Annotated in this window: 28 protein-coding genes; 16 read left to right on the top strand and 12 right to left on the bottom strand. The window is 58.5% G+C overall.

Annotated elements, in window-relative coordinates; translation table 11 throughout:
* Positions 1-138: 138 nt before the first annotated feature.
* Genes rph through hemW form a run of 3 tightly spaced genes read left to right on the top strand, consistent with a single transcriptional unit; the run spans position 139 to position 2,663 of the window.
* Complete coding sequence (rph, locus tag AB3X55_12195; GenBank protein ID MEX0504349.1) at positions 139-864, top strand: ribonuclease PH; 726 nt, start codon at positions 139-141, stop codon at positions 862-864.
* Between the two features lie 30 nt (positions 865-894).
* On the top strand, positions 895-1,497 hold the full coding sequence (gene rdgB / locus AB3X55_12190; GenBank protein MEX0504348.1) for an RdgB/HAM1 family non-canonical purine NTP pyrophosphatase: 603 nt from the start codon (positions 895-897) through the stop codon (positions 1,495-1,497).
* Positions 1,494-2,663 (top strand): radical SAM family heme chaperone HemW, encoded by a 1,170-nt coding sequence (hemW, locus tag AB3X55_12185; protein MEX0504347.1) that lies wholly within the window; start codon positions 1,494-1,496, stop codon positions 2,661-2,663. Before rdgB ends, hemW begins: the two co-directional genes overlap by 4 nt.
* Positions 2,664-2,698: 35 nt before the next feature.
* Here the strand turns inward: hemW and AB3X55_12180 are convergent, their stop codons facing one another.
* The gene (locus AB3X55_12180) at positions 2,699-4,546 is read right to left on the bottom strand and encodes a penicillin-binding protein activator (protein ID MEX0504346.1); all 1,848 of its coding nucleotides are present in this window, start codon (positions 4,544-4,546) and stop codon (positions 2,699-2,701) included.
* Positions 4,547-4,649: 103 nt separating this feature from the next.
* On the opposite strand from AB3X55_12180, the gene rsmI reads away from it, so the two are divergent.
* From rsmI to gshB, 4 genes are all read left to right on the top strand, one after another.
* Positions 4,650-5,522: a 16S rRNA (cytidine(1402)-2'-O)-methyltransferase gene (gene rsmI / locus AB3X55_12175; protein MEX0504345.1), complete on the top strand. Its 873-nt coding sequence runs from the start codon at positions 4,650-4,652 to the stop codon at positions 5,520-5,522.
* The gene (locus AB3X55_12170) at positions 5,515-5,901 is read left to right on the top strand and encodes a YraN family protein (GenBank protein MEX0504344.1); all 387 of its coding nucleotides are present in this window, start codon (positions 5,515-5,517) and stop codon (positions 5,899-5,901) included. Before rsmI ends, AB3X55_12170 begins: the two co-directional genes overlap by 8 nt.
* Before the next feature lie 78 nt (positions 5,902-5,979).
* Positions 5,980-6,618 (top strand): BON domain-containing protein, encoded by a 639-nt coding sequence (locus AB3X55_12165; protein ID MEX0504343.1) that lies wholly within the window; start codon positions 5,980-5,982, stop codon positions 6,616-6,618.
* 9 nt (positions 6,619-6,627) lie between these two features.
* Entirely contained in the window at positions 6,628-7,596 is a 969-nt protein-coding gene (gshB, locus tag AB3X55_12160) for a glutathione synthase (protein ID MEX0504342.1), read from the top strand.
* On the opposite strand, the gene AB3X55_12155 is transcribed toward gshB, so the two are convergent.
* The 6 genes from AB3X55_12155 to AB3X55_12130 all read right to left on the bottom strand — a co-directional run bounded on the left by AB3X55_12155 (position 7,569) and on the right by AB3X55_12130 (position 11,781).
* Positions 7,569-9,053, bottom strand: a complete 1,485-nt coding sequence (locus AB3X55_12155; GenBank protein MEX0504341.1) for a YifB family Mg chelatase-like AAA ATPase — start codon at positions 9,051-9,053, stop codon at positions 7,569-7,571. The genes gshB and AB3X55_12155 overlap by 28 nt on opposite strands.
* Before the next feature lie 100 nt (positions 9,054-9,153).
* On the bottom strand, positions 9,154-9,516 hold the full coding sequence (locus tag AB3X55_12150; GenBank protein ID MEX0504340.1) for an HIT domain-containing protein: 363 nt from the start codon (positions 9,514-9,516) through the stop codon (positions 9,154-9,156).
* Positions 9,516-10,061 carry an N-acetyltransferase family protein gene (locus tag AB3X55_12145; GenBank protein ID MEX0504339.1) on the bottom strand — a complete coding sequence of 182 codons (546 nt, stop codon included), beginning with the start codon at positions 10,059-10,061 and terminating at the stop codon, positions 9,516-9,518. Before AB3X55_12145 ends, AB3X55_12150 begins: the two co-directional genes overlap by 1 nt.
* Positions 10,062-10,195: 134 nt before the next feature.
* Positions 10,196-10,564, bottom strand: a complete 369-nt coding sequence (locus tag AB3X55_12140) for a helix-turn-helix domain-containing protein (protein ID MEX0504338.1) — start codon at positions 10,562-10,564, stop codon at positions 10,196-10,198.
* Positions 10,561-11,118, bottom strand: coding sequence for a Smr/MutS family protein (locus tag AB3X55_12135; GenBank protein ID MEX0504337.1), 558 nt, complete (start codon positions 11,116-11,118; stop codon positions 10,561-10,563). Before AB3X55_12135 ends, AB3X55_12140 begins: the two co-directional genes overlap by 4 nt.
* 30 nt (positions 11,119-11,148) lie before the next feature.
* Positions 11,149-11,781, bottom strand: coding sequence for a Tim44/TimA family putative adaptor protein (locus AB3X55_12130; protein ID MEX0504336.1), 633 nt, complete (start codon positions 11,779-11,781; stop codon positions 11,149-11,151).
* Between the two features lie 133 nt (positions 11,782-11,914).
* On the opposite strand from AB3X55_12130, the gene AB3X55_12125 reads away from it, so the two are divergent.
* Both AB3X55_12125 and secB read left to right on the top strand, forming a co-directional pair.
* Positions 11,915-12,442 carry an FxsA family protein gene (locus AB3X55_12125; protein MEX0504335.1) on the top strand — a complete coding sequence of 176 codons (528 nt, stop codon included), beginning with the start codon at positions 11,915-11,917 and terminating at the stop codon, positions 12,440-12,442.
* A 150-nt stretch (positions 12,443-12,592) separates the two neighbouring features.
* The gene (gene secB, locus AB3X55_12120) at positions 12,593-13,102 is read left to right on the top strand and encodes a protein-export chaperone SecB (GenBank protein ID MEX0504334.1); all 510 of its coding nucleotides are present in this window, start codon (positions 12,593-12,595) and stop codon (positions 13,100-13,102) included.
* 33 nt (positions 13,103-13,135) lie between these two features.
* Here secB and dnaQ read toward each other — a convergent pair whose 3' ends face one another.
* From dnaQ to AB3X55_12100, 4 genes are read right to left on the bottom strand one after another with little or no spacing between them, the layout of a single operon-like run.
* Entirely contained in the window at positions 13,136-13,840 is a 705-nt protein-coding gene (gene dnaQ / locus AB3X55_12115) for a DNA polymerase III subunit epsilon (protein ID MEX0504333.1), read from the bottom strand.
* Positions 13,833-14,465, bottom strand: a complete 633-nt coding sequence (coaE, locus tag AB3X55_12110; protein ID MEX0504332.1) for a dephospho-CoA kinase — start codon at positions 14,463-14,465, stop codon at positions 13,833-13,835. Before coaE ends, dnaQ begins: the two co-directional genes overlap by 8 nt.
* Positions 14,462-15,130, bottom strand: coding sequence for a nucleoside triphosphate pyrophosphatase (locus AB3X55_12105; protein ID MEX0504331.1), 669 nt, complete (start codon positions 15,128-15,130; stop codon positions 14,462-14,464). The genes coaE and AB3X55_12105 overlap by 4 nt, the downstream gene beginning before the upstream one ends.
* Positions 15,127-15,951, bottom strand: coding sequence for a pyruvate, water dikinase regulatory protein (locus AB3X55_12100; GenBank protein MEX0504330.1), 825 nt, complete (start codon positions 15,949-15,951; stop codon positions 15,127-15,129). Before AB3X55_12100 ends, AB3X55_12105 begins: the two co-directional genes overlap by 4 nt.
* 424 nt (positions 15,952-16,375) lie before the next feature.
* On the opposite strand from AB3X55_12100, the gene hemE reads away from it, so the two are divergent.
* The 3 genes from hemE (at position 16,376) to rho (ending at position 19,236) form a co-directional block, all read left to right on the top strand.
* The gene (gene hemE, locus AB3X55_12095) at positions 16,376-17,407 is read left to right on the top strand and encodes a uroporphyrinogen decarboxylase (protein MEX0504329.1); all 1,032 of its coding nucleotides are present in this window, start codon (positions 16,376-16,378) and stop codon (positions 17,405-17,407) included.
* Complete coding sequence (gene hemJ / locus AB3X55_12090) at positions 17,404-17,832, top strand: protoporphyrinogen oxidase HemJ (protein MEX0504328.1); 429 nt, start codon at positions 17,404-17,406, stop codon at positions 17,830-17,832. The genes hemE and hemJ overlap by 4 nt, the downstream gene beginning before the upstream one ends.
* A gap of 144 nt (positions 17,833-17,976) precedes the next feature.
* Positions 17,977-19,236, top strand: a complete 1,260-nt coding sequence (gene rho, locus AB3X55_12085) for a transcription termination factor Rho (protein ID MEX0504327.1) — start codon at positions 17,977-17,979, stop codon at positions 19,234-19,236.
* Here the strand turns inward: rho and AB3X55_12080 are convergent.
* On the bottom strand, positions 19,233-19,754 hold the full coding sequence (locus AB3X55_12080) for a methylated-DNA--[protein]-cysteine S-methyltransferase (GenBank protein ID MEX0504326.1): 522 nt from the start codon (positions 19,752-19,754) through the stop codon (positions 19,233-19,235). The genes rho and AB3X55_12080 overlap by 4 nt on opposite strands.
* Before the next feature lie 118 nt (positions 19,755-19,872).
* On the opposite strand from AB3X55_12080, the gene mnmE reads away from it, so the two are divergent.
* The 4 genes from mnmE to AB3X55_12060 all read left to right on the top strand — a co-directional run bounded on the left by mnmE (position 19,873) and on the right by AB3X55_12060 (position 24,647).
* Positions 19,873-21,249 (top strand): tRNA uridine-5-carboxymethylaminomethyl(34) synthesis GTPase MnmE, encoded by a 1,377-nt coding sequence (mnmE, locus tag AB3X55_12075; GenBank protein MEX0504325.1) that lies wholly within the window; start codon positions 19,873-19,875, stop codon positions 21,247-21,249.
* An 83-nt stretch (positions 21,250-21,332) separates the two neighbouring features.
* Complete coding sequence (mnmG, locus tag AB3X55_12070; GenBank protein ID MEX0504324.1) at positions 21,333-23,255, top strand: tRNA uridine-5-carboxymethylaminomethyl(34) synthesis enzyme MnmG; 1,923 nt, start codon at positions 21,333-21,335, stop codon at positions 23,253-23,255.
* A complete protein-coding gene (gene rsmG / locus AB3X55_12065) occupies positions 23,252-23,851 on the top strand; it encodes a 16S rRNA (guanine(527)-N(7))-methyltransferase RsmG (GenBank protein MEX0504323.1) in 600 nt (199 codons plus the stop codon). The genes mnmG and rsmG overlap by 4 nt, the downstream gene beginning before the upstream one ends.
* A gap of 19 nt (positions 23,852-23,870) precedes the next feature.
* Positions 23,871-24,647: a ParA family protein gene (locus AB3X55_12060; protein MEX0504322.1), complete on the top strand. Its 777-nt coding sequence runs from the start codon at positions 23,871-23,873 to the stop codon at positions 24,645-24,647.
* The last annotated feature ends 23 nt before the right edge of the window (positions 24,648-24,670 follow it).

The following is a 24,670-nucleotide window of genomic DNA, read 5'->3' as shown; positions in this document are numbered from 1 at the left end:
ACGGCTGTTAACGGGTCAATCACCCTGTGCCCCTTGCCTGTCGCCAATGTTGTCGCGGTCGGCCGGACCATTGGCATAAGGGGACAAGGCGGCGGTGCCGGACCGACATATTCTGATGAGGCTTTGATGAATCACTCCTTGCAACGTTCCTCTGGTCGCGCGGCTGCCGATCTGCGTGCTGTCACACTTGAAGCTGGCGTGTCGCTTCATGCCGAAGGCTCGTGCCTTGCCAAATTCGGCAATACGCATGTGTTGTGCACAGCCTCGGTCGAGGATCGTGTCCCACATTTCCTGCGCAATACCGGACGGGGCTGGGTAACAGCCGAATATGGCATGCTGCCTCGTGCAACGCATAGCCGTACCGATCGCGAGGCGGCACGGGGCAAACAGGGGGGAAGAACACTTGAAATCCAGAGGCTGATCGGGCGGGCGCTTCGGTCGGTCACCGACCTTGAAGCGCTTGGCGAGCATCAGATCAAGCTTGACTGTGATGTCATCCAGGCCGATGGCGGCACACGGACAGCTGCCATTACCGGGGCCTGGGTGGCCCTGCGGATCGCCTGCGAAAAGATGCTGCTGTCAGGGGCCATCACGCGCCAACCGATGACAGATCATGTCGCGGCCATTTCCTGTGGTGTCTGGCAGGGCCAGCCAGTCGCCGATCTTGATTATGGCGAAGACAGCGCGGCCGAGGTTGATGCCAATTTCGTCCTGAGCGCGGATGGCGGGTTGGTTGAGATTCAGGCAACTGGCGAGGAACGGCCCTTCAGCCGCGCCGAGCTTGATCAGATTCTTGATCTTGCACAGGCCGGCTGCCGGCAGCTGTTCACCCTGCAGGCCGCCGCTGTGCGTGGCGCTTTCTGAACCAACGGTTACTTATCGGCAGGCTGACAAATGGCACGTATGTTCACCGGGGACGAGTTGGTCATCGCATCGCATAATGATGGCAAGCTTCGCGAGATCGCGGCGTTGTTTGCCAACAGACCCTTCCTTGTCACTTCGGCAAAGACCTATGATCTTCCCGAACCGGAGGAAACCGAAGACAGTTTTCTCGGCAATGCGGCTCTGAAGGCGCGGGCAACGGCAGCGGCAACGGGCAAAGCTGCGCTTGCCGATGATTCCGGGCTTGTGGTGCCGGCGCTCAATGGCGCGCCGGGCATCTATTCGGCGCGGTGGGCCGGCCCGGACAAGGATTTCATCCTGGCAATGCAGAAGGTAGAAACATCGCTTGCCGCCACCGGCGGCAAGGACAGGCGGGCGCATTTCATCTGCGCGCTTGTGCTGTGCTGGCCAGACGGTCATGAAGAGGGGTTTGAAGGTCGCATCGACGGCACCCTTGTCTGGCCGCCACGCGGCGACAGGGGTTTTGGATATGATCCGATCTTTGTTGCCGAAGGGCATGGGCTGACCTTTGGCGAGATGGAACCGGCGGAGAAACTTGCCATGGGGCATCGTGCCAGAGCCTTTGCCGGGCTTGTCGCCGCCTGTTTTCCATGAGGCCACAAACCGAAAATCCGCTGGCGCTCTATGTACACTGGCCGTTCTGCCGCGCCAAATGCCCCTATTGCGATTTCAACTCGCATGTTGCGCAGGATATTGATCATCAACGCTTTGCCGCCGCCTATCGTCGTGAAATGACACATATGGCGGCCCATTACGGAGCCGGACGAAAGCTGGTCTCTGTGTTCCTTGGTGGTGGCACGCCAAGCCTGATGCCGGTCTCGCTTGTCGCCGGTATTCTTGGCGATGCGGAGCGGATTTTTGGCTTTGCCGATGCTGTGGAAATCACCGCCGAAGCCAACCCGACATCGAGCGAGACAGCCATGTTCGAAGGGTTCCGTGCTGCCGGGGTCAACAGGGTCTCGCTTGGCATTCAATCGCTTCGCGATGATGGCCTTGCCTTTCTTGGCCGCGAACATTCCGCCAATGATGCCCGCAACGCCATCGCCGCAGCACAGCGGAGTTTCAAGCGCGTTTCGGGTGATCTTATCTATGCCCGGCGCGACCAGACACTCGACAGCTGGACGAGCGAATTACGGGAGATGCTGGAACTTGGCCTGACCCATATGTCGCTCTATCAGCTGACAATTGAACAGGGGACCATATTCCACACCCGAAGCCGCCGCGGCGAACAGCTGGTCCCGCCGGACGATCTGGCGGCGGACATGTATGAGGCAACGGACGAGATCATGACCGGAGCCGGACTTCCAGCCTATGAAATCTCCAATCATGCAACTGATGGCGAGGCCTGCCGGCATAATCTGGTCTATTGGCGGGCCCAGGACTGGATCGGCATCGGTCCCGGCGCGCATGGCCGGGTAACGGTGCCGGACGGCAGAGTCGGGATTGCCACCCGTCGAAACCCCGCAGGCTGGCTTGATGCCGTCCATCTCAACGGGCATGGCATTGATACCATCACGGAAGATGATGTTGGCGAGGCCTTTGCCGAATGGCTGATGATGGGGTTGCGTCTTGGCGAGGGCGTTTCACTTGCCGCCATGCAATCGCTGTTTCCCTCCCGCACCTCGAGGCTGGATGAATCCGCGCTTGCTGGACATGTCGATACCGGAATGCTGGAAATCGTTGCCGATCGTCTTCGCGCCACAAAATCCGGGCGGCTGCTTTTGAACAGACTTCTGGCCGATCTTCTGATCGCCGACTGACTGCCACCACATCGATACAGCAACCGGATCCCGCCTCAGATCTTGTCTGGTGCCGGTTGCAATATGGCCGAAACACCGCCCTCGATCTGGCGCAGCTCAAAGGCCCGCTGGTTGCCCCCACCGGGAAGCAGACGATAGGCACCGCTGAAGCCACTGAAGCCCGACTCCGACTCAAGCGCCGCCTGCCAGAGCTGGCGCTGTTGTCCGGTCAATACGGTCGCCATCGCCATCGCATCAAAGCTGAGCCGTGCCAGCACACCGGGACGCGTTGGCCATACCTCTGACCACAATCCATTGAAAATATCGTCACGCCCGGTCGGGCGCGAGGCGAACACGCCGCCCTGAAGGGACGGTTCGGTCAGAATCCGCTGTTGGTTCCATTGTGCGTTGCCAAGATAGAGGACGCGCTCTGAATCGGCGTCGTAATAGGCCAGAACCGGTGCGGTGCGGAGCGCAAAATCGGCGCTTCCCGCAAATATCAGCGCATCAAACCGCGATGGTGGCAGGTCGGAGAAGGCAGGTGCCTTTTCATCCTTGGCCGGTGCCCTGTAGCCGGTAAATCTGCGAATTGCCGATTTCAGCTGGTCCTCGTCAGCAAGCATGGCGCCTGTCAAGGTCAGTGTATCTTCCGGTCGCAACCCGAACTGCGCCAGCCGGTCCACCGCGTGGCGCGCCAGAATCCGACCAAACGGGGCATCTTCGGCGATGATCCCGACCCGGTTGTGGCCATTTGTCAGCGCATAGCCAAGAAGCGCATCAACCTGCTGTTCGGGAACATAACCAAGAAGCCAGCTTCCCCGATCGGCAATTTTCAAATTGTTCGACAGGGCCAGCATCGGAATGTTGGCCTGTCTGGCAACCTTTCGGGCGCTGACCACAGCCTCGGAAAAAAGCGGGCCAACCATGATATCCGCCTTCGCAACAACGGCCTGTCTTGCAGCCATGTCAGCGCCCTCGCCATGCGTATCAAAGACCAGAAGCTCGATATTCTGGTTGCGTACCGAGAACAGCGCCAGTTCGGCGCCGTTCTGAAGCTCGGCGCCAAGTGCGGCGTTCGGCCCGGTGACAGGGATCAACAAGGCAATCCGGGTCACATTCGGGGCCTTTGGGGGCAGTACGAACACATCATCCGGCAGCGCAGGTTCACGCCGCGCAATCTGCGCGAAAGCCGCCTCCAGCGCGTCGCTGGCAAGCGACGGGTCTGGGCCGACAGGTATCTTGGGTTCCGCCGGCGGGGCTGGCCCTGCCCGCTTGGCCGATTCCAGATTCCAGATGATGTCACCGACAACATCGTCCTTTGTCTTGGTGGTCTCCTCGGGGGCTGGAGCTTCAGCCGTAACCTTCGGCGCTGGCGGCACGATTCTGGCAATCGTGGCACCATCTCCCGTCGCCGATCCTGATGTTGTGTCCGATGCCGCAGGGGCAGGCGGCTCTATAGCGGTCGGCCTGGTTCCCCCCGCCGGTCTGGCGGTGTTCAGAAGATCGTCAATGCTTGCCGGTGCCGACGGAGTAAGGCTGGCAACAGCAACCTCATCCTCTGTTGTGGCATTTTCGGTTTGAACGGAAACCTCGGCCTGATCTGTCTCGACATCAGCGGATTTCCCAGGGTTTCTGACAATCGTGGCGGATGGCGTTGCAGATGGCGTGGCGGCCAGCGTGGCGGATGGCGCTTCGGGGGGCGTTTCTGGCGATGTTTCCGCCGATGTTTCCGCCGATGTTTTTGGCGTTGATCCCGAAGGCAGGTCCGATGGTGTTTCCGCACCTGTCACCGGAGGCGAGGCGGCGGTCGTCGTTTGCAACGTTCGCTGATCGACAGCTACACCGCATCCCGCCAGCCCTGTCATCAGGACCACCGCCATACCAAGCTGCCACAACCTCGTCATCCATACCCTCCCGTCAGCCATATTTCATGATGACCTGTTTTTGCGTCCAAGTCATTAATCGGCTATATCTTCCGTTCTGCATCATCGCCATGACGGATACGACATGACCGCCGCCGGCACCCTTACCCTTGTCGCAACCCCGATTGGAAATCTCGGTGATTTCTCGTCCCGCGCTGCTGAAACGCTGGCCAGCGCCGAGGTGATTGCCTGCGAGGATACACGCGTCACCCGCAAGCTGCTGCGGCTGACGGGTACCACTACATCTGCAAGGATGGTGCCCTATCATGACCATAATGGGGCAGAGATGCGGCCCTGGATTATCGAACAACTGGCGAACGGACGGCGCGTCGTCCTGGTCAGCGATGCCGGCACCCCGCTGATTTCAGATCCCGGATACAAGCTCGTAGCCGCCTGCCATGAACATGGCATTCCAGTGCAGTCTGTGCCTGGTCCAAGTGCGGTGCTTGCGGCCCTGGCCGTATCCGGTCTGCCAAGCGACAGGTTCATGTTTGCCGGTTTTCTTGCCAGCGCCGCCAGCGCCCGGCGAACGCAGATTGCCGAGCTGGCGGATCTGGCGGCAACAACCATCTGGTTTGATACACCGGCGCGGTTGGCGCAGAGCCTGGCCGACATGGCCGAGATCATGGGTCGGCGCCAGGCCGTTATCGCGCGCGAGCTGACCAAGATGCATGAAGAGGTGATCCGCGGTGACCTTGCAGATCTGGCATCCCGGATTGCCCGCATGGCGCGCCTGAAGGGTGAAATCGTGGTGCTGGTGGCCGGAAAACAGCCCGAAGCGTCCGAATTTGACAATGATCAGCTGACGGCCATGCTGCGTGCGGAACTTGACGGCCAGCGGCTTCGTGACGCGGTTAAATCGGTCGTCGAGACAACCGGAATGCCGCGCAATCAAATCTACCGGATGGCCCTCGAACTGGCAGCCGACAAAGACATGACGCCGGAACAGAATGACTAGCCGTCAACAGTCGGAGCGCCATGGCAGAACCGCCGAGGCGCTGGCAATGATGTATTTCCGGTTAACCGGCCATCATATACTGGCCCGCCGTTGGCGCGGCCATGCAGGCGAGATCGATCTGGTGGCGCGGCGCTGGAAGGTGGTCATTTTCTGCGAGGTGAAGTTCCGCCGTCAGGCGGAGGACGGGGGCTTACCCTCGCCGCAACAGCGACGGCGAATATGCCGCGCCGCCGAGGAATTCATGTCACGCCACCATCTGTCAGACAAAATTGGATGGCGGTTTGACCTTGTCCAGATTTCGCCACCTTTTCGTGGCAACATACTGCCCGTTCGCCATCTGAGGGATGCGTGGCGGTGTGATGGCCGGTCAGGACCATGACGCCGCCTCTTGACCACCGATATGGTAGGCGGCACATTGACCACACATCATCACTCACAAGTCAGGGAAACGCCAAGAATGTCAGCAGCCAAGAAAGGTGAGGCCGCCAGCGTCGCGCCCCGTCTTCGCACAGGCCTTGCCCTGCCGATCGCCATCATCGTTCTCACCGGTCTTGTTGCCGCCAGCTGCGCGCCGGCGGTGATTGGTGCCGGCACCGCGGCGGTTGCCGCCTCGTCGACCGACAAGGGGCTGTCGACGTCGGTATCGGATAATCTGATCGCAACAAAACTGAATGACAAATTCATTCAGACGGATGCCAGCCTGTTCATCGACATTGATGTATCGGTGAACAACGCCGCCATTCTGATGACCGGCAAGGTCAAAACACCGGAAGAAAAGGTACTTGCCACCAAGCTTGCCTGGGAGGTTCGCGGCGTCCGTGAAGTGGTAAACGAAATTCAGGTGGTCGACCGCAGTTCGCTGAAGGATGTGGCCAAGGATCTGGCCGCCGGTGCCCAGCTTCGCGGCAAACTGATTGCCGACCCGGATGTATCATCGCTGAATTTCAGTATTGATGTGGTAAATGGCACAGTGTTCCTGTCCGGCGTTGCCGCCGATGCCGAAGAGATGAACCGCGTCGTCAGCCATGCCCGTGAACTGCGGTTTGCACAGACGGTGGTCAATTATATCGTGCTTCGCGACGATCTGCGCGACTAGGAGCAGGCGGTGCCGCTATCCATAGCCCTTCAGATGGACCCGATCGGGTCCATCGACATATCCGGTGACACATCATTTGCGCTGGCACTGGAAGCCCAGTCGCGTGGCCATTCTCTATGGTATTATTTGCCGGACAGCCTGTCGCTGAATGAAGGCCGCGTCGAAGCTGTCGGCCAGACTCTCGAGCTTCGTGACAAGGTCGGGGATCATTTTACCGCCGGAACGCCGGAACGACGCAGCCTCGACGGGTTTGATGTCATCCTGATGCGTCAGGACCCGCCTTTCGACATGGCCTATATCACGTTGACGCACCTTCTGGAGATGCTGCCGGCCTCGACCATGGTGGTGAACAATCCAGCCGAAGTGCGCAACGCGCCCGAAAAACTGCTGGTGACAATGTTCACCGACCTGATGCCGCCAACACTTATTTCCCGCGATATCGAGATGATACGGGAATTTCGGGATCGTCATCAGGATATCATCGTCAAGCCGCTTTTCGGCAATGGTGGGGCCGGCGTGTTCCGGCTTCCACCCGGCGATCAGAACCTGAATTCGTTGCTGGAGATGTTTCTGACCACCTCGCGCGAACCGGTGATGGTGCAACGGTATCTGCCGGAAGTGCGACAGGGCGACAAACGGATCATTCTTGTTGATGGCGAGGCCGTCGGTGCGGTAAATCGGGTGCCGGCGGATGGTGAAGCCAGATCAAATCTGCATGTTGGCGGCACCGCGGAAGCGTCCGAGCTTACGCCGCGCGACCTCGAAATCTGCGCCACCATCGGCCCGGAGCTTCGCCGACGCGGATTGTTGTTTGTCGGCATTGATGTGATCGGCGACTATCTGACCGAAATCAATGTCACCTCGCCAACCGGAATCCGCGAAATCCAGCGCCTGACGGGGCTCAATATCGCTGCCATGACATGGGATGCCATCGAACGCAGGAAATCCAGTCACGCCAGCAACGGCATGGCACGATAGGCAAGCGCCTCGGCAAGATGCGACCGGTCAATGACCGGCTGATGCTGCAGATCGGCAATGGTTCTCGCCACCTTCAGGACACGGTGAAAGCCGCGCGCTGACAATGATTTCTTCTCGATCGCAAGTTCCAGCAGGGATGTCGCATCCCGACTGACCCCCTGAAGCGCCGCATCGGGCGCGTCATCTGTCGTGGCTGGTCTCCGGGCGGCAAACTCATGCGCCGCGGCGACCCGTCCTGCAACGACAGCACTTGCCTCGCCTGGTGTTCGGTCAAGAAGAAGCTGACCACTGACCTCGGGAACCTCGATCACCATGTCGAACCTGTCCAGCATCGGTCCGGACACACGGGCACAATAGATGCGTCCGCAGTCCGGTGCCCGTGTACAGGCCCGTGCCGGATCTCCAAGATACCCGCACCGGCAGGGATTCATCGCGGCAATCAGTTGAAATCTTGCCGGATAGGTGACGTGGTGATTGGCCCGCGCCACCACAACCTGACCGGTTTCCAGGGGCTGTCGCAAGGCATCGAGAACGGTCTTGGCGAATTCGGCAAGTTCATCCAGAAACAACACCCCGCCATGCGCCAGTGAAATCTCACCCGGCCTGGCCCGGGCACCGCCTCCGACAAGCGCTGCCATTGAAACCGAATGATGCGGATCACGAAAAGGACGGCTTTGCACCAGCCCGCCTGCCGGAAGCTGACCGGCAATGGAATGCAGCATCGTGACATCGAGCGCCTCGCGCGGTGACAAAGGCGGCAACAGCCCCGGCAATCTGGCGGCAAGCATTGATTTGCCGGCCCCAGGGGGGCCAATCATCAACAGGTTGTGACGCCCGGTAGCGGCAATTTCCAGAACGCGGCGTGCCGTTTCCTGCCCGCGAAGATCCGAAAGGTCCGGTGCATTCCGGGCCGGTGGCAGCAATTCGGCCTGCGGTTGGGGCAAATGCTGGACACCACGAAGGTGGTTGAGCAGGGCCATCAGATCCGGTGCCGCGACGATCGCCAGCTCGTTTGCCCAGGCTGCCTCCGGGCCACAGCCGGCAGGACAGATCAGATCAAGACCGCCCGCCACCGCCGCCATAGCCGCTGGCAGAACCCCGGACACCGGTTCAATGGCACCATGCAATGACAGCTCGCCAAGCACCATATGACCATCGACCGCATCACGGGGGATGCTTCCGATGGCGACCAGAAGGCCAAGTGCGATCGGCAGGTCGAAATGCGCCCCTTCCTTGACAACATCGGCCGGTGCGAGATTGATGGCGATCCGTTTTGGCGGCAATGCCAGACCGATTGACGCCAGCGCCGCCCGAACCCGTTCCTTTGATTCGGCAACCGCCTTGTCAGCCAGCCCGACGATCGCCATTGACGGAAGACCGTTTGCCACATGAACCTGAACGTCGACGGGAATCGTGTCGATGCCTCGAAAGGCAACTGTCCTGATGCTTGCATGCATGATATGCGACCCCATACCAATGGATCATCCATGATGGCCAGCGACAGCCTGCCCTGCAAGATTATTAGACTTTTCTGATATTTAGCTGGTGGTGGACAGACTATCCACGGGTTACCATCGGCCCCACAGGTTCACCGCCAAGCACATGCATATGAAGGTGCGGCACTTCCTGATGGCCATCGGAGCCGATGTTTGAAACCACCCGAAACCCTGTCTCGGCAATGCCGGTCACCTCGGCAACATGACCAATCATACGGGTGAAGGCCGCCTGTTCATCGGCCGTGGCCGTGGCGGCGAAATCCCGCCAGTCGATATAGGCACCTTTGGGAATGACAAGCACATGCACGGCGCGGGCCGGGTTGATATCCGCAAAGGCAAGAGTGTGTTCATCCTCGGCTATCTTGGTGCAGGGAATTTCACCACGAAGGATCTTGGCAAAGATGTTCTGGTCGTCATAGCTCATCACGTCAGCTCCTTGTGGTAATAGAAACCGGACACGTAATCATTATCCACGCGCGCATAATAGTCATTCACCGCGTAACGCACAAAACCACGGGCCTCGAAGGACTGGATGGCGCGGTCCTGGGTCGAGCGAACATCCAGACTGATCATCGTAAAGCCCTTTGATTTCGCCAGTGCCTCGGCCTCGGCGACAATCATCTGCGCCAGCCCGTGACCACGCGCCCAGGGTGCCACGAAAAATGTTGTCAGCTGACAATTAAAAGCCTGGGCTTCATTGTTGCGTGGCGGGCGGACAATCTGGCATGACCCGGCGACAACCTTGTCCAGCCTGGCAATGATGAGGTGGCGTTCGGGAATCATCTGCACGCCGCGCCAATAATCCTCCATTACCGAGCGTGGTGGTGGTGTCAGCCAGCCAAAACCACCACCGGAACGGATCGCGCCCTCGGCAGCGTCACACAGCTCGTCGATATCGACACCGCTGAGCCGGGACGGGCTTTCCACCGAAATGCGGGGAACATGTGTGGACAGTTTCTTCGGTGTCATCTGAACCAGCAACCTCGACAGGTGGACTGAAGGATTGGCGGTGGGCCGGAAGCCTCGCCGGCGTTGTGGTAACACAAGTTACAGGCCTACAAAAGCCATCTGTTCTGATCCGTCAGCGTGACGGACGGCCCCTGTCAGCCGGAGCGCCGCACCTCATCCCGCAGCGCCTCGATCAGACGTTGACATGCGGCCCTGTCAAGCGAGCCGATATGGGTGGCCATCAGATTGGCCAATTCGACGGCACCGGCGTGCGACCTGCTGGCATCGATTGTCGGTTTCGGGTGCGAACGCGCAGCAAGGGCCTTCAGATCCTCGGCATCATCCCAGATCAGGCCAAGCCAGGCGCAAATCTGGTCGACAAACGGCGCAGACGGGCGGCCGCGGGCACCATTCTCAAGTGCCGAGATATAGGCTTTCGACACACCAAGCTGATCGGCCTGCTGTTGCTGGGTCAGACCACGGGCGGCGCGCAATACGCGCATTCTTTCACCAAACGGGGTCATGATGGCTGGCGCCGTCGGCGCAGCAGAACATAAAGCGCGCCATCGCCCCCATCGCCGGGACGGGCTGAAGAAATGGCAAGAACACGCTGGGCCAGTGGCGGTGATTTCAGCCATTCCGGAACGAGCCGGCGCAGCACACCTGTTCCACCGGTTCCCTTGCCGGTGATCACGAGGACACATCGCTGATCCTGCCTTGCGGCGCTGTCAATGAACCCTGCCAGACGGCGTTCGGCCTGTGCGGCCGTCATGCCGTGAAGATCAAGCCGCGATTCAATCGCCAGCTGCCCCTGTGCAAGACGGCGGCGGGTCGATTTGTCGATGCCGGCATGTTCGCCAGCCCGAAGATCCACCGGATCGGGTTGCTTCATTGCCGGAGCGGATGGCGCCGTTCCTGCCGGAGGCGGGGTCGGCCTGACAGCACGACGCGGCAGTGGCGGGGATGGTTTTGGGCGGATTGGCGCTGGCGGATCGGCGCGATAGGCCTTTACACCATCTGTCAGACGTTTCCAGACAGTGGCGTCATCATCGCCCCGATTGTCACGATGCTTGGTCATATCACCAGTCGCCACATCCCGGCCGGGAAATCACTCTCCGTCCGGTGTTTCGGTTTCAGCCAGTTTCCAGTTCGGATCATCAAGCGTCAGATCACGTTCGAAGGTCCATATATCGATCAGATCACGCGTCCCTGTATCCTCATCCTCGATCACATTACCATCACTATCGGTCAGGGTGCGGGTTTGGGTACTCTGGAACTCAACCGTTACCGAGGCGACATTGTCAAACACCTTGGCATCGAGGATTCGCAGGTCGCGAAGTTCGTCAAGCGCGATGCTCAGCACTTCACCGTCTGAAGAGCGTTGCTGGATCGACTGGGTGAAGCTCTGCAGCAGATCATAGCTCAACAGGCGCTTCAGTTTCGCAAGATCACCATCAGCGTAGGCCGACAGAATCATCTCAAAGGCACCGGCGGCCCCATTGAGGAATTGTTTTTCGGAAAACTGCCGGTCCGCCTTTTTCAGGGCGGCAAGCCCATGACCGTCGCCGGCGTCCGACCGTCGACCAGCGTCAATGGAAATGACGTCTGCAGACCCGTTGTTGGGCTGCTCGCCACGCGGTGGCTGTTCGTCATAGCCTGTCCGCTGTCCCAGAACAGATCTGAGACGCAGGACCAGCAGGACGGCAATCACGGCAAAAATGATGATATCAATGAATGGCACAGGATCCCCCAGCGGGATGATTTGGTCTTGTCTGCAAAGCCTCTTACAATGCAGTGTCATAGGATACATATGTTGCATTAAGAATCCAGCAAGCTGCTGAAGGTATTTTTTTCCTGAATTGGGCGGAATAACAGTGCCAATTGTCTATCTAATCGGGTTCATCCTGTGGATTTGGGCCGAAATCGAGGTTTTCGTCGCTCTTGGCAGCGCCGCCGGTGTGCTGTTGACGCTGATTGGCATATTTGTCACCGGCATGATTGGCATTTCGCTTCTGCGATCACAGGGGCGGCGTATCACCGGATCGCTGCAGGCGCAGCTGGCACGGGGCGAGGCGCCTGTTGCCTCGCTTGCAGCCGGGGTGTCGGTTCTTGTCGGGGCGGTGTTGATGCTGATACCGGGATATCTGACAGATGCCGCCGGGCTGGTGCTGTTTCTGCCGGTTATCCGCACGATTGTCGGGGCGCTGATCCTGAAACGGATCACCGCTAGAGGCAGCTTTACAATGGGCGCACGAATGCCATTTGGTGGCAGGGGCCCCTTTGGCGATCCACCAGGCAACCCGTCACCACCACCACCCGGCAGAAACACCGCAACGGATATTATCGAGGGGGATTTCGAGGAACGTCCGGCCAACACCACGCCAATCGACAAGAAAGACTAGTCGCGCCGATCCAAACCGTGCTATCGCGGCGCTTGGAATTAACGCCAGTCAGATGTCATCACGCCAGGGCGCAGCTTGCCTGAAAACAGAGCCGAAACCGGATAGGTCAGTCCGGATATGACGGCCAAAACATGACAGAGGGACAAAAGCATGACGGATAACAGCACCGAAACACAGGGCACTGCCGGTACGGCCGAAGCGTCGCCGCGGCAGATCGTCGTTCATGCGCAATATATCAAGGATCTTTCCTTTGAAAATCCGAACGCGCCGGACATTCTGATCGATCCGCCACAGCAGCCGGATGTGCAGATTGGTGTGAATGTCGGGGCGCGCGGCTTGAATAGCGAGCAGTATGAGGTCGTCCTGTCACTCTCGGCAAATGCCAAGACTGAAGACAAGGCGCTGTTTCTTGCCGAACTTACCTATGCCGCCATTGTGTCGGCGCCGGGGGCGTCGCGGGACGATCTGAACCCGTTGATCATGATCGAGGCACCGCGCCTGATGTTTCCGTTCGCCCGTGCCATCATCTCCGACATGACACGCGATGGCGGCTTCATGCCGCTGAGTATCCAGCCAATCGATTTTGTCGCGGTCTATCAATCCAACATTGAGCGGCAGCAAGAGGCGCTGGCGGCAAGCAAGGCCGACGGCGAGGCCTGATCAGACGGCTTGCCAAACTGTTGGCCCTGAATATCAGCGGTTCCAGATCGGGTCTTCGAACCGTTCCAGAAGCGCTTTATGCGCCGCTGTTTCGGCATCGCTCGGTCCATGTGGCCGATCGAATTTCGATGGATCATCATTGATTGTGAAGGTCAGCGGCGCGGAATCTGCGTCCTGCGTGGTGGCGGTCGTCTTGCTGGTGTCTGGTTCCAGCGACAGATCACGCTGCCGCCCGCCGAGAAGCTCGATATAGACAGCAGCCAGAAGATCGGCATCGACAAGCGCGCCGTGAAGGTCGCGATGGCTGTTATCAATTTCGAACCGCCGGCACAGCGCATCCAGACTGGCCTGTGCGCCGGGAAATTTGCGGCGGGCCATCATCAGCGTATCAATGGCCCGGTCCTTTGGCAGGGTCGGCAGACCAAGACGCGCCAGTTCGGCATTGATGAACCCCATGTCAAACGGGGCGTTATGGATGACAAGCTGGGAATCGCCGATGAAGGTCAGGAATTCGGCAACAATATCGGCAAACACCGGCTTGTCGGCAAGAAATTCCTGGGTCAGCCCGTGAACAGCCACCGCGCCGGCATCAATGTCGCGTTCAGGGTTGATATAAAGGTGAAGCTGTGCGCCGGTAGGGGTCTGGTTGAGCATCTCCATCGCGCCGATCTCGATGATGCGGTGCCCGTCGGTCGGGTCGATCCCCGTTGTTTCGGTATCAAGAACAATTTCACGCATCACGCCCACCTCCGGTTTGCCTGCGGCGAAGCTGATCAACCGGACCATCCAGAATGGCCTGAAGGTCTGCACGGGCCGCCTCGACACCCCTGTCTGTTCTGATCACCGCGTCGGCCTTGGCCTGTTTTGCTGCAAGGGGCATCTGGTTTTGCACAATGGCCTCGAATTTTTCAGCTGTCATCCCCAGGCGGTTCAAGGCGCGTTGCCGCTGGGTATCAATATCGACACTGCACAGAATGACAAAGTCACACAGCGCCTCGCCGCCTGTCTCGAACAGAAGCGGGATATCAAGAACCACAAGCGGCACACCAGCCTGACGATTGGCCATCAGGAAGCTGTCCCGCGAACTGGCAACCAGTGGATGAATGATGGATTCCAGTTCTTTTCGGCGGTCTGCGGCGCCAAACACTTCTGCGCCAAGCCGTTGCCTGTCGATTGACCTGTCTTGGGCCAGAACCTGTTCACCAAAACAGTCAACCACGGCATCAACGGCCGCGCCGCCGGGTGCCATCATCTCATGGACGGTCGCATCTGCGTCATGAACCGGGATTGCCAGATCGCGGAAAATGCCGGCCATGGTCGATTTTCCAGATGCAATCCCCCCTGTCAGACCAATGATGATCATGATCCGCCAGTCTCCGGCGCGTTTTGCTGCAACATCTGCAAACCATGTTCACGAAGAAAGGCTGTGATGTCGAGAAGCGGTAATCCGAGGATCGTATAATGACAGCCGTCCATATGGGTAAACAGATGCATGCCGATGGATTCAATCTGGTAACTTCCCGGACTCCATAGAGCGGCGTCACCAAGGGCCGTCAGGTAGGTTTCAATTTCAGCCTTCGACAGGGCACGCATCGACATGTCGTTCACACCAAGATGGTGCCAGATCCGCATCCCGTCACGCATGATCACGGCGGCCGTGTGAAGCCGGTGGGTCTGTCCCTGGAGGCGCATCAGCTGCGTTGTCGCGGCGTCACGATTGGCCGGCTTGCCCAGCATCTCACCATCGATTTCGAGTATCTGATCAGCCGCGAGAAGAAGTTGACCAGGCGCAGCACCACAACGTGCATGCGCGGCCTGTGCCTTCATTTCAGCCAGAATGACAGCGACATCCCCCGGCGCGATGCCGTCCCCGGCACAGCTGTGGCGAATGGCCTGTTCATCGATGCTGGCACCACAGGTGGCAACGTCGAATCCGGCGCGTTCCAGAAGGTGGCGGCGAGTCCGGCTTGTCGATGCCAGCAGCAACGGCCCGGCTGGAAGTCTGACGACAGGGTTGGCCACCGTCACGATGTCTGTTCCTGCCAATTTGTATAAAGCTGGATGACCGCGGCAGCGGTTTCTTCCACCGATCTGCGTGTTACATCGATCACCGGCCACTGGTTCTGTGAAAACAGCCGCCGTGCGTCACGCACCTCCTCGGTAATCCGCTCGAGGTCGGTATAGACAACGTTGCTTTCATCAGATTGCACGATCTGCCGTGTCTTGCGCACCACACTCAACCGCTTTGGATCATTGGTGAGACCGACAATAAAAAGCTTGAGGCTGTCAATATAATGCGCGGGAAAGGGCACATTCGGGACAAGCGCGTAGTTCGCCACCTTGTAACCGCGATGCGCCAGATACATCGATGTCGGGGTCTTTGAGGTTCGCGACACGCCGACAAGAAGGATGTCGGCATCGTGAAGTTCGCTCATGTTCAGCCCGTCATCATGGCGCACGGCGAAATCGACGGCCGCCATCCTGTTGAAATAGGCGGTATCAAGCTGGCGTTGGCCGCCGGGACGATTGCGGGTTGGCTTGCCAAGGGTGCGCCCAAGAAGCTCAACCACAGGGTCAAGAACCGACACATGAGGAATACCACGTTTGGCACAGCGGCTTTCGAATTCGCTGCGCAGATCCTCGTCCACCACACTCATCAGCAGAATGCCGGGATTGCGGTCAACACCGGCAAACACAGCATCGACATGGTTGTGGCTTCGCACGAGCGTCCACACATGTTCGGTTGTCTGCACATTGGAAAACTGGGCCACACAGGCACGGGTGATCTGATGCACCGTCTCGCCGGTGGAATCGGATACGAGATGGATGTGCAGGGTCTCTTCGCTCATGGGGTGAAATTAAATTGTCAGATGATGACTGTCACGGATTTTCACAAAGCCGCCCGAAACCGGACAGGGACGCAGGACGGGGATGCAGGACAGGGACAATGCCCATATTGGACATATGCCAGGCTGGGGATTTCCTGTGCGCCGGGTCTGCGATCTGGGGATGAATGATCACAGACAGCAAGGTGATGTGAAAAACCGCTGATTGGCCACGTTATGGTCCCCATCCGGATAAGGTCGGTTGGCAGGCTGATGGATAATGGGGATAGGTTGCTTTTACCAATCTGTAAGGTGCAGTTGGCCTATCATGACTGTTTACAGAATTGTGGATTTCATGTGGATAACCTTGAATCAACTATTTTCCACAGGCCCTACCTAATCATCATTCTCTTTATATATATCTATCTATTGTATAGAGAGTACCAACATGACAAACCTCTTCCTGAATACATTATCCGGTAACCGCCAGACGGTGCCGCCGATCTGGCTCATGCGCCAGGCAGGGCGGTATCTTCCCGAATACAGAAAGGTCCGTGCCTCCGAACCCGATTTCATCTCATTTTGCCTGAATCCCGAAAAAGCAGTCGAGGTTACGCTGCAACCGATCGACAAATTCGGTTTCGACGCTGCCATCATTTTTTCTGATATTCTCCTTGTTCCCTGGGCCATGAACCGGAATGTCCGATTTATTACCGGTCAGGGACCGGTTCTGGACCCGGTTGCGGACATGCGGGACATACAGGAACGCGATCTCGACGGATTTGCGACAAAGCTGGCACCCGTTGCCAAGGCCCTGTCACTGTGCCGGTCAAGATTACCCGATGACAAGGCGCTGATCGGATTTGCCGGAGCGCCCTGGACGATCATCACCTACATGCTTGAAGGTCAATCATCGAAAGATTTTGCAACGGCCCGGAAATGGATGTGGGACAATGACAGGCAATTCGACCAGCTCCTCGACATTGTGACAGTGGCGACGATTGAATTTCTTAGCCTTCAGGCAAAGGCCGGTGCCGACGCATTGATGCTTTTTGACAGCTGGGCCAGCGCGGTACCGTCGCATTTCCGCAAACGGGTGGTGATTGATCCGGCCAGACGCATCATAGAATCATTGCGGGATCAGGGAATTACCCAGCCAGTCATCGGATTTCCAAAGGGTATTGGTGAAGGTCTTGTCGCCTATTGCGATGAAACCCCTGTCGATGGGGTAGGTCTTGACCATGGGGTCGATGTCGGCTGGGCAGCAGAAACACTGCCGCGCCATGTGACGCTTCAGGGTAATCTTGATCCACTCAGCCTGATCGACGGTGGCAACTCAATGCGTCACTCCATCGATCGGATCCTGTCAGCCTTCGCCGACCGGCCACATATTTTCAATCTCGGACACGGCATAACACCTGAAACGCCGGAACCGCATGTGCATGAACTGGTGGCACATGTAAGAGGACAGATGTCATGAGTTACGAGATCATCAAAGCACTTCATGTCATCTCGATCATTGCGTGGATGGCAGGGCTTCTCTATCTGCCCCGGCTTTATGTGTACCATTCGGAAACCACAATAGGTTCAGTGCGTGCCGAAACCTTCAAGGTCATGGAACGCCGGCTGCTGAAAGCAATCATGAATCCGGCGATGATCGCCAGCTTCCTGTTCGGCATCTGGATGCTGGCGCTGGCACCGGAGTTGCTGTTCGAGACTTGGATGCAGATCAAGGTGGTCTGCGTGGTGGCGATGGCGGGGTGTCACGGTGTTTTTTCGAAGATGCGCCGCCAGCTCGAAAATGACGAACCGCCACGTCCGGGCCGCGTGTATCGGATCTGGAACGAAGTTCCGACTGTTTTGATGATCATCATCGTTGTTATGGCTGTGGTAAAGCCGCTGTGAACAGACAGGTGAATATTAGGCACCGTTGACATTGCGATTGACGGGAGCCTGCAAAATCTGTCATAGATTACGAATAGACCCTGGAATTTCCCCAATATCAACGGGCCAACCCGTTTTCCCCGCCGTTACCAGCGTGTCGAGATCATGCATCTTCAGGAACTAAAACAGAAATCACCTGCCGACCTCCTTGCCTATGCCGAGGAGCTCGAAATCGAGAACGCAAGCACTCTGCGCAAGCAGGATATGATGTTTGCGATACTCAAGCAGCTGGCGCAGAACGATGTCGCTATCTATGGAAGCGGCGTTCTTGAAGTTCTGTCCGATGGGTTCGGGTTCCTTCGTGCGCCGGAATCGAACTATCTTCCCGGGCCTGACGATATTTACGTGTCGCCAAGCCAGGTCAGACGGTTCGGTCTGCGGACAGGCGACACAGTTGAGGGTGAAATCCGGGCACCGAAGGAAGGTGAGCGGTATTTCGCACTGCTGAAAGTCGAAACAATCAATTTTGAAGAGCCTGGTGCGGTTCGGCACCGGATCAATTTCGACAATCTGACGCCGCTCTATCCGGAAAACAAGCTGACGCTTGAGCTGCCCTTCGACCCTGACAAGAAGGACAATACACCGCGTGTAATCGATCTTGTCGCACCGATGGGCAAAGGTCAGCGCGGGTTGATTGTGGCACCGCCACGTACCGGTAAGACGATGATGCTGCAGAGCATCGCGCACGCGATTTCGGAAAACCATCCTGAAGTCTATCTGATCGTTCTGCTGATTGATGAGCGTCCCGAAGAAGTGACCGACATGCAACGGTCTGTTCGTGGCGAGGTGATCTCCTCGACTTTTGACGAACCAGCTGCCCGGCATGTGCAAGTCACTGAAATGGTTATAGAAAAAGCCAAACGGCTTGTTGAACACAAGCGTGATGTGGTGATCCTTCTTGATTCCATCACGCGGTTGGCACGGGCCTACAACACCGTGGTGCCTTCATCCGGCAAGGTTCTGACGGGCGGTGTCGATGCGAACGCGCTGCAGCGACCAAAGCGGTTCTTTGGTGCCGCACGGAATATCGAGGAAGGCGGATCGCTGACGATTATCGCTACGGCGCTGATCGAGACCGGATCGCGGATGGACGAGGTGATCTTTGAAGAATTCAAGGGCACCGGCAACAGCGAGGTCATCCTCGATCGCAAATTGTCCGACAAGCGGACCTTCCCTGCCATCGATATCACCAGATCGGGCACCCGTAAGGAAGAGCTTCTTGTCGACAAGGGCACGCTTGCCAAGATGTGGGTACTGCGTCGCATCCTGATGCAGATGGGCCCTGTCGATGCGATGGAGTTCCTTGTCGACAAGCTGAAACACTCGAAGACTAATGACGATTTCTTCGAGCAGATGAACAGCTAGGCGAAGGCCCTTTCAAGATCTATCAGCGCCTGCTTGCGGTCCAGATTGTCTGGATGTCGCGGCGAAAGGGTGCTGCCTCCACCATAATGTCCAAGCGCACCATCTTTTCGCACCACACGGTGGCAGGGATAGATGATGGGTATGGGATTGGTGGAACAGGCCGTTCCGGCGGCGCGCGGTGCCTGCGGCTTGCCGGCAAGCGCGGCATATTCAGCATAGCTGATGGTCGTCCCGTAGGGGATGAGGGCCATCGCCGTCAGCCATGCTCTGCCGGTCTGAGATGTTCCTTCAGCCATCAGGGGCAGGGTGAAATGCTGTCTGCTTCCAGCAAGATAGGCGGTGATCTGGCGGCATGTTTCACGTGAAACATCGTCCGGGTTGTCCGGCGTGGCAAAGGGATTCTGGTCCCAGTCCAGACGGATCAGATGGTGGCCGTCGCTGACGGCGCGCATATGGCCGAACCGGTTATGGAAGGTTATATGGAACCGTCCTGTCAGCGTGGTGTCATGTGGTATCATCTTCAGCTCCCAATATGCCCGTATCTGGTGTGGCGCCGCCGGGACATGATATGAAACTTGATGAAGACGTCCGCCATTGATCAGGCTATATCAGCCTGCAAGGAAAGGCATCATAATCATGCGTCATGATACGGACACCATATTTGCCCAGGCAACGCCACCGGGGCGTGCCGCCATCGCGGTCATTCGGATCAGCGGTGACAGGGCGTTTTCCGCGCCGTCAGCCTTTGGCTGTGATGTGCCGGAGCCGGGCCGGTTTCGTGTCGCGCGCCTTGTCGATGATGGTGGCAACCAGCTTGATGAGGCGTTGATCCTGGCGATGAAAGGCCCACGGTCCAGCACGGGTGAGGATGTTGTCGAGATTCACGCGCATGGATCACTGGCTGTTACAGCCGCCATCATGCGCCAGCTTGGCAGGCTGGACGGGTTCAGACCCGCCGGACCAGGCGAATTCACCCACAGGATGTTTGCCAATGGCAAGATCGACCTTCTTGGCGCCGAGGCTCTGGCGGATCTGATCGATGCCGAAACCGATCGGCAGCGGCTTCAGGCATGGCGTCAGCGCGACGGGGTACTGCATCGGCCTGTCGATAGCTGGCGTGATGCACTTGTGAGGTTGGCGGCACAGCTTGAAGCGGTGATCGATTTCGCCGATGAAGACCTGCCGGCAACCATCGAAACTCGTATTCGCGAGGATACATGTGCGCTGGCTGACGCAATTGAGCATGTACTTGATGACGATCACGAAGGAGAGCGGGTTCGAAGCGGGGTCACGATCAGCCTTGTTGGACCGGTCAATGCCGGCAAATCCACATTGCTGAACAGGCTTGCCGGGCGTGATGTGGCCATTGTGTCCTCACAGGCCGGTACGACACGCGATATTGTCAGCGTCAGGATTGATCTTGACGGGGTGCCGGTAACGATTCTGGATACGGCAGGCCTTCGCGAGACAGATGATGTCATCGAGGCGGAAGGTGTGCGCAGGGCCAGAAATGCCGCGCGGGACACCGACGCCGCGCTGCTTGTCGTCGATGCCTCTTCGGCAGACTGGCGCGCCGACCTCGCCACACTTCGTGACCTTGCCGGGCCCAGTCAGGCCCTTCTTCTGACAAAGCGTGACCGGCTTGATCATGCCGCGATAGCCGGCATCGCAGAAGAAATTGCGACATATGGCGAGGCAGCGCGCCTCGTATCCCTGGAAGATGACGCCAACAGGGATGAATTTGAACAGTTGCTTGCGCTTTTGCGGGGGCTCGTGATGCCGGCGAACAGGCCGGAAACACAGAGTATCATTACACGTGAACGACATCGTCATGCGCTGCAGCGGGCTGTGACGTCACTTCGTGCTGTCGATGGTCTTGATCTTGCAACGGCACCCGAGCTGGCTGCCGAAGAGTATCGACAGGCGGCCGACAGCCTTGGCAGGCTGACGGGTCAGGTTGACGTGGAAGAGCTTCTCGACAGCATTTTTTCCAGCTTTTGCATTGGAAAATAGGCTGAAAGGGCGCATAAGTCGCCCTGTTGGAAATGTTGGGCCCGTTGGAAATGCGGGCCCTTTTGGAAATGCGGAATAATCTGATGAACTGGGACGTCATCATTGTTGGTGGAGGGCATGCCGGTTGCGAAGCAGCCGCTGCCGCCGCGCGCATGGGTGCGTCGGTCGCCCTTGTGACCATGCGTGCGGACAGAATCGGCGAAATGAGCTGCAATCCGGCCATTGGCGGGCTTGGCAAGGGTCATCTTGTACGCGAGATTGACGCCCTTGATGGTCTCATGGCGCGCGCTATAGATGTATCCGGGATCCAGTTCAGAATGCTGAACAGATCGCGGGGACCGGCCGTCCATGGCCCGCGTGCCCAGGCGGACCGCGCCCTTTATCGTGACGCCATCCAGCGGCTGATTGCCGAGGCGGGTGTTACGGTGGTCGAGGCGGCGGTTGGCGATCTTCTGGTCAGGGACGGTGTCTGTTGCGGCGTTGTTGATGAGGGCGGAAACGCGCATCATGCCGCTGCGGTGGTTCTGACCACCGGCACCTTTCTGGGGGGGCTGATCCATCTTGGCGAGGAAATCACGCCGGCTGGCCGGATCGGAGAGGCGCCGTCAAACATGCTTTCATCCCGTCTGCGGGCCCTTGATCTGCCGATTGGCCGGCTGAAAACAGGCACGCCGCCGCGTCTTGACGGTCGTACCATTGACTGGGACAGGCTGGAGCGCCAGCCGGCGGATGACCCGCCGGTGCCGTTTTCGACGATGACAGACCGTATCACGGCCCCTCAGATCACCTGTGGTATCACGCGGACGACAGCCGAGACCCACAGGATCATTGCCGAATCGATTCACCTGTCGGCTGTCTATAGCGGCCAGATTGCCGGTCAGGGGCCGCGTTACTGCCCCTCGATAGAGGACAAGGTCAAGCGGTTTGCCGACAAGGAATCACATCAGATATTCCTCGAGCCGGAAGGCCTCGAGGACCATACAGTCTATCCAAACGGCATTTCGACAAGTCTGCCGCGTGACGTTCAGGACCGGATTGTTGCCAGCATTCCGGGGCTGGAAACAGCCAGGATCATGCAATATGGCTATGCCATTGAATATGATTTCATCGATCCACGGGCCCTGTCGCGCACACTGGCGTTGAAAGCCATGCCCGGCCTGTATCTGGCGGGTCAGATCAATGGCACAACAGGCTATGAAGAGGCCGCCGCGCAGGGGCTTGTCGCTGGTATCAATGCGGCTCTGCGCGCAGGCGGCTCACCGGACGGCTTTACGCTGGGGCGGGCGGATTCCTATACCGGTGTGATGATTGATGATCTGATCACACGCGGCGCGCCCGAACCCTACAGGATGTTTACCTCGCGGGCCGAATATCGGCTGTTGTTGCGGGCCGACAATGCGGATCAGCGGCTGACGGATCGCGGTATCGAGATTGGATGTGTCGGGGCTGACCGGCGCGTCGCCTGGCAGAAAAAGCGTACGGCGCTTGAGGCCGCCCGCCTTGTGGTCAAAGCCGCCAAGGCGCGTCCGGGTGAGCTTCGCGCCGCTGGCCTGCCGACACCGCGCGATGGATCGGTACGAAGCGCGGCGGACCTGCTGGCGCTGGACGATGTCGGGTTTGACCGGATCATCGGCTTGTGGCCTGCGTTGCGTGCCGTCCCCGAGGCGCTGCGCCCACAGATCGAGGCTGACTGCCGTTACGCTGGCTATATTGACCGGCAGCAGGCGGATATTGATGCACTGCACCGGGATGAGGCCATCACCATACCAGGGGATTTCGACTATTCGCTTGTTGGTGGATTGTCGGCAGAAGCCCGCGATGTGATGCGCCGCCTGCGTCCCGAGACAATTGGCCATGCCAACCGGCTTCCCGGACTGACCCCGGCTGCGGTGGTGGCCGTATTGCGGCACCTGAAACGTCAGCAGGCACAAACTCCGTGGTCTTGCGAGCCCCCTTCGGAATCATCTGTTGATGCGGGTGACCAGGCAAAAGCAGGGCAGGGATGACGATCCCCGAGCGCCTTGCCGCGCAGCTTGATGTTTCACGTGAAACAATGGCCAGACTGGAAAGCTATGTCGCGCTTGTCCAGAAATGGCAGCCGCGGGTCAATCTGGTATCCCCGGCGAGTCTGTCCGACATCTGGCCCCGGCATATCTGGGATTCGGCGCAGCTGGCACCGCATATTCCGGCTGGATCGACGCGCCTTCTCGATGTCGGAAGCGGCGCCGGCTTTCCCGGGCTGGTGCTGGCGATCCTGACGGACGCGGAATGCCATCTGGTTGAGTCGGATCAGAAGAAGGCCATCTTCCTGCAGACGGTGATCCGCGAATGTGGCCTGAAGGCAACGGTACATAACCAGCGTATCGAAACCCTGTCTTGCCTTAATGCCGACATCATCACGGCGCGGGCGCTGGCACCATTGGATCGGCTTCTGGTGCTTCTTGCCAGCCAGCTGCGGTCCGGGACGCGCTGTCTGTTTCTGAAGGGCGCCCAGGCTGAAAGTGAGCTGGCGACGCTTGGTGCGCAGCCAAATCTATCCTGGCGGCGTCATCCAAGCCTTACCAACCCTGATGGTTCTGTGATAGACCTGTTGGTGTCCTAGTCTGGAGCCGTGCAACACCATGACCGCAGCGCAGCGTATCATCGCCATTGCCAACCAAAAGGGCGGTGTGGGAAAGACAACAACCTCCATCAATCTTGCCACGGCGCTGGCCGCCTGTGGCCGGTCGGTTCTGCTTGTTGATTTTGACCCGCAGGGCAATGCCAGCACAGGCCTGGGCATAGAAGACCGAAGGCATAACAGCTATGGGGTTATTGCCGGCAGCAGTGACGTCAATGCCGCCATCCAGCCAACACAGGTGCCGCGGCTGGATATCATACCAACCATTGTGGATCTGTCCGCCGCAGAGGTCGAATTGTCCGACATGCCGGACAGGGAATTCAGGCTGAACACGGCATTCAAGAAAATATCCAAACAATATCAATATATTATCATAGATTGTCCTCCCTCACTTGGCATGCTGACGGTCAACGCCCTGACGGCGGCGACGTCGGTTCTTGTGCCATTGCAATGTGAATTCTATGCCCTTGAAGGGCTTTCCCAGCTGATGCGAACGGTCGAGGCGGTCCGGGCCGGTCTGAATGGTGAGTTGCGGATGCAGGGCATCGTGCTGACAATGTTCGATACACGGAACAAGCTTTCCGCCATGGTGGCGAATGATGTGCGAAGTCATTTTGGTGATCTTGTCTATAAGACGGTGGTGCCGCGCAATGTGCGCGTGTCCGAGGCGCCGTCTTTCGGCCAACCTGTGCTGATCTATGATTTGAAATGCCCCGGCTCGCAGGCCTATGCCGCGCTGGCGGCTGAACTTCTGCGCCAGGAGGCGAAAGCTGCCTGAAACGGTATTCGGTGGCAGATGAA

The sequence above is a fragment of the Alphaproteobacteria bacterium LSUCC0719 genome, assembly GCA_040839025.1.
Taxonomy (GTDB): domain Bacteria; phylum Pseudomonadota; class Alphaproteobacteria; order Puniceispirillales; family Puniceispirillaceae; genus UBA8309.
Note: the sequence above shows the minus strand (reverse complement) of the source record. Positions and strands in the feature narration are given on the sequence as shown.

Bases quoted from the DNA above. Each gene is read 5' to 3' on its own strand.
- rdgB (MEX0504348.1), top strand. From the start codon at position 895: ATGGCACGTATGTTCACCGGGGACGAGTTGGTCATCGCATCGCATAAT.
- hemW (MEX0504347.1), top strand. From the start codon at position 1,494: ATGAGGCCACAAACCGAAAATCCGCTGGCGCTCTATGTACACTGGCCG.
- AB3X55_12180 (MEX0504346.1), bottom strand. From the start codon at position 4,546: ATGACGAGGTTGTGGCAGCTTGGTATGGCGGTGGTCCTGATGACAGGG.
- rsmI (MEX0504345.1), top strand. From the start codon at position 4,650: ATGACCGCCGCCGGCACCCTTACCCTTGTCGCAACCCCGATTGGAAAT.
- AB3X55_12170 (MEX0504344.1), top strand. From the start codon at position 5,515: ATGACTAGCCGTCAACAGTCGGAGCGCCATGGCAGAACCGCCGAGGCG.
- AB3X55_12165 (MEX0504343.1), top strand. From the start codon at position 5,980: ATGTCAGCAGCCAAGAAAGGTGAGGCCGCCAGCGTCGCGCCCCGTCTT.
- AB3X55_12155 (MEX0504341.1), bottom strand. From the start codon at position 9,053: ATGCATGCAAGCATCAGGACAGTTGCCTTTCGAGGCATCGACACGATT.
- AB3X55_12150 (MEX0504340.1), bottom strand. From the start codon at position 9,516: ATGAGCTATGACGACCAGAACATCTTTGCCAAGATCCTTCGTGGTGAA.
- AB3X55_12145 (MEX0504339.1), bottom strand. From the start codon at position 10,061: ATGACACCGAAGAAACTGTCCACACATGTTCCCCGCATTTCGGTGGAA.
- AB3X55_12140 (MEX0504338.1), bottom strand. From the start codon at position 10,564: ATGACCCCGTTTGGTGAAAGAATGCGCGTATTGCGCGCCGCCCGTGGT.
- AB3X55_12135 (MEX0504337.1), bottom strand. From the start codon at position 11,118: ATGACCAAGCATCGTGACAATCGGGGCGATGATGACGCCACTGTCTGG.
- secB (MEX0504334.1), top strand. From the start codon at position 12,593: ATGACGGATAACAGCACCGAAACACAGGGCACTGCCGGTACGGCCGAA.
- dnaQ (MEX0504333.1), bottom strand. From the start codon at position 13,840: ATGCGTGAAATTGTTCTTGATACCGAAACAACGGGGATCGACCCGACC.
- coaE (MEX0504332.1), bottom strand. From the start codon at position 14,465: ATGATCATCATTGGTCTGACAGGGGGGATTGCATCTGGAAAATCGACC.
- AB3X55_12100 (MEX0504330.1), bottom strand. From the start codon at position 15,951: ATGAGCGAAGAGACCCTGCACATCCATCTCGTATCCGATTCCACCGGC.
- hemE (MEX0504329.1), top strand. From the start codon at position 16,376: ATGACAAACCTCTTCCTGAATACATTATCCGGTAACCGCCAGACGGTG.
- hemJ (MEX0504328.1), top strand. From the start codon at position 17,404: ATGAGTTACGAGATCATCAAAGCACTTCATGTCATCTCGATCATTGCG.
- rho (MEX0504327.1), top strand. From the start codon at position 17,977: ATGCATCTTCAGGAACTAAAACAGAAATCACCTGCCGACCTCCTTGCC.
- AB3X55_12080 (MEX0504326.1), bottom strand. From the start codon at position 19,754: ATGATACCACATGACACCACGCTGACAGGACGGTTCCATATAACCTTC.
- mnmE (MEX0504325.1), top strand. From the start codon at position 19,873: ATGCGTCATGATACGGACACCATATTTGCCCAGGCAACGCCACCGGGG.
- mnmG (MEX0504324.1), top strand. From the start codon at position 21,333: ATGAACTGGGACGTCATCATTGTTGGTGGAGGGCATGCCGGTTGCGAA.
- rsmG (MEX0504323.1), top strand. From the start codon at position 23,252: ATGACGATCCCCGAGCGCCTTGCCGCGCAGCTTGATGTTTCACGTGAA.
- AB3X55_12060 (MEX0504322.1), top strand. From the start codon at position 23,871: ATGACCGCAGCGCAGCGTATCATCGCCATTGCCAACCAAAAGGGCGGT.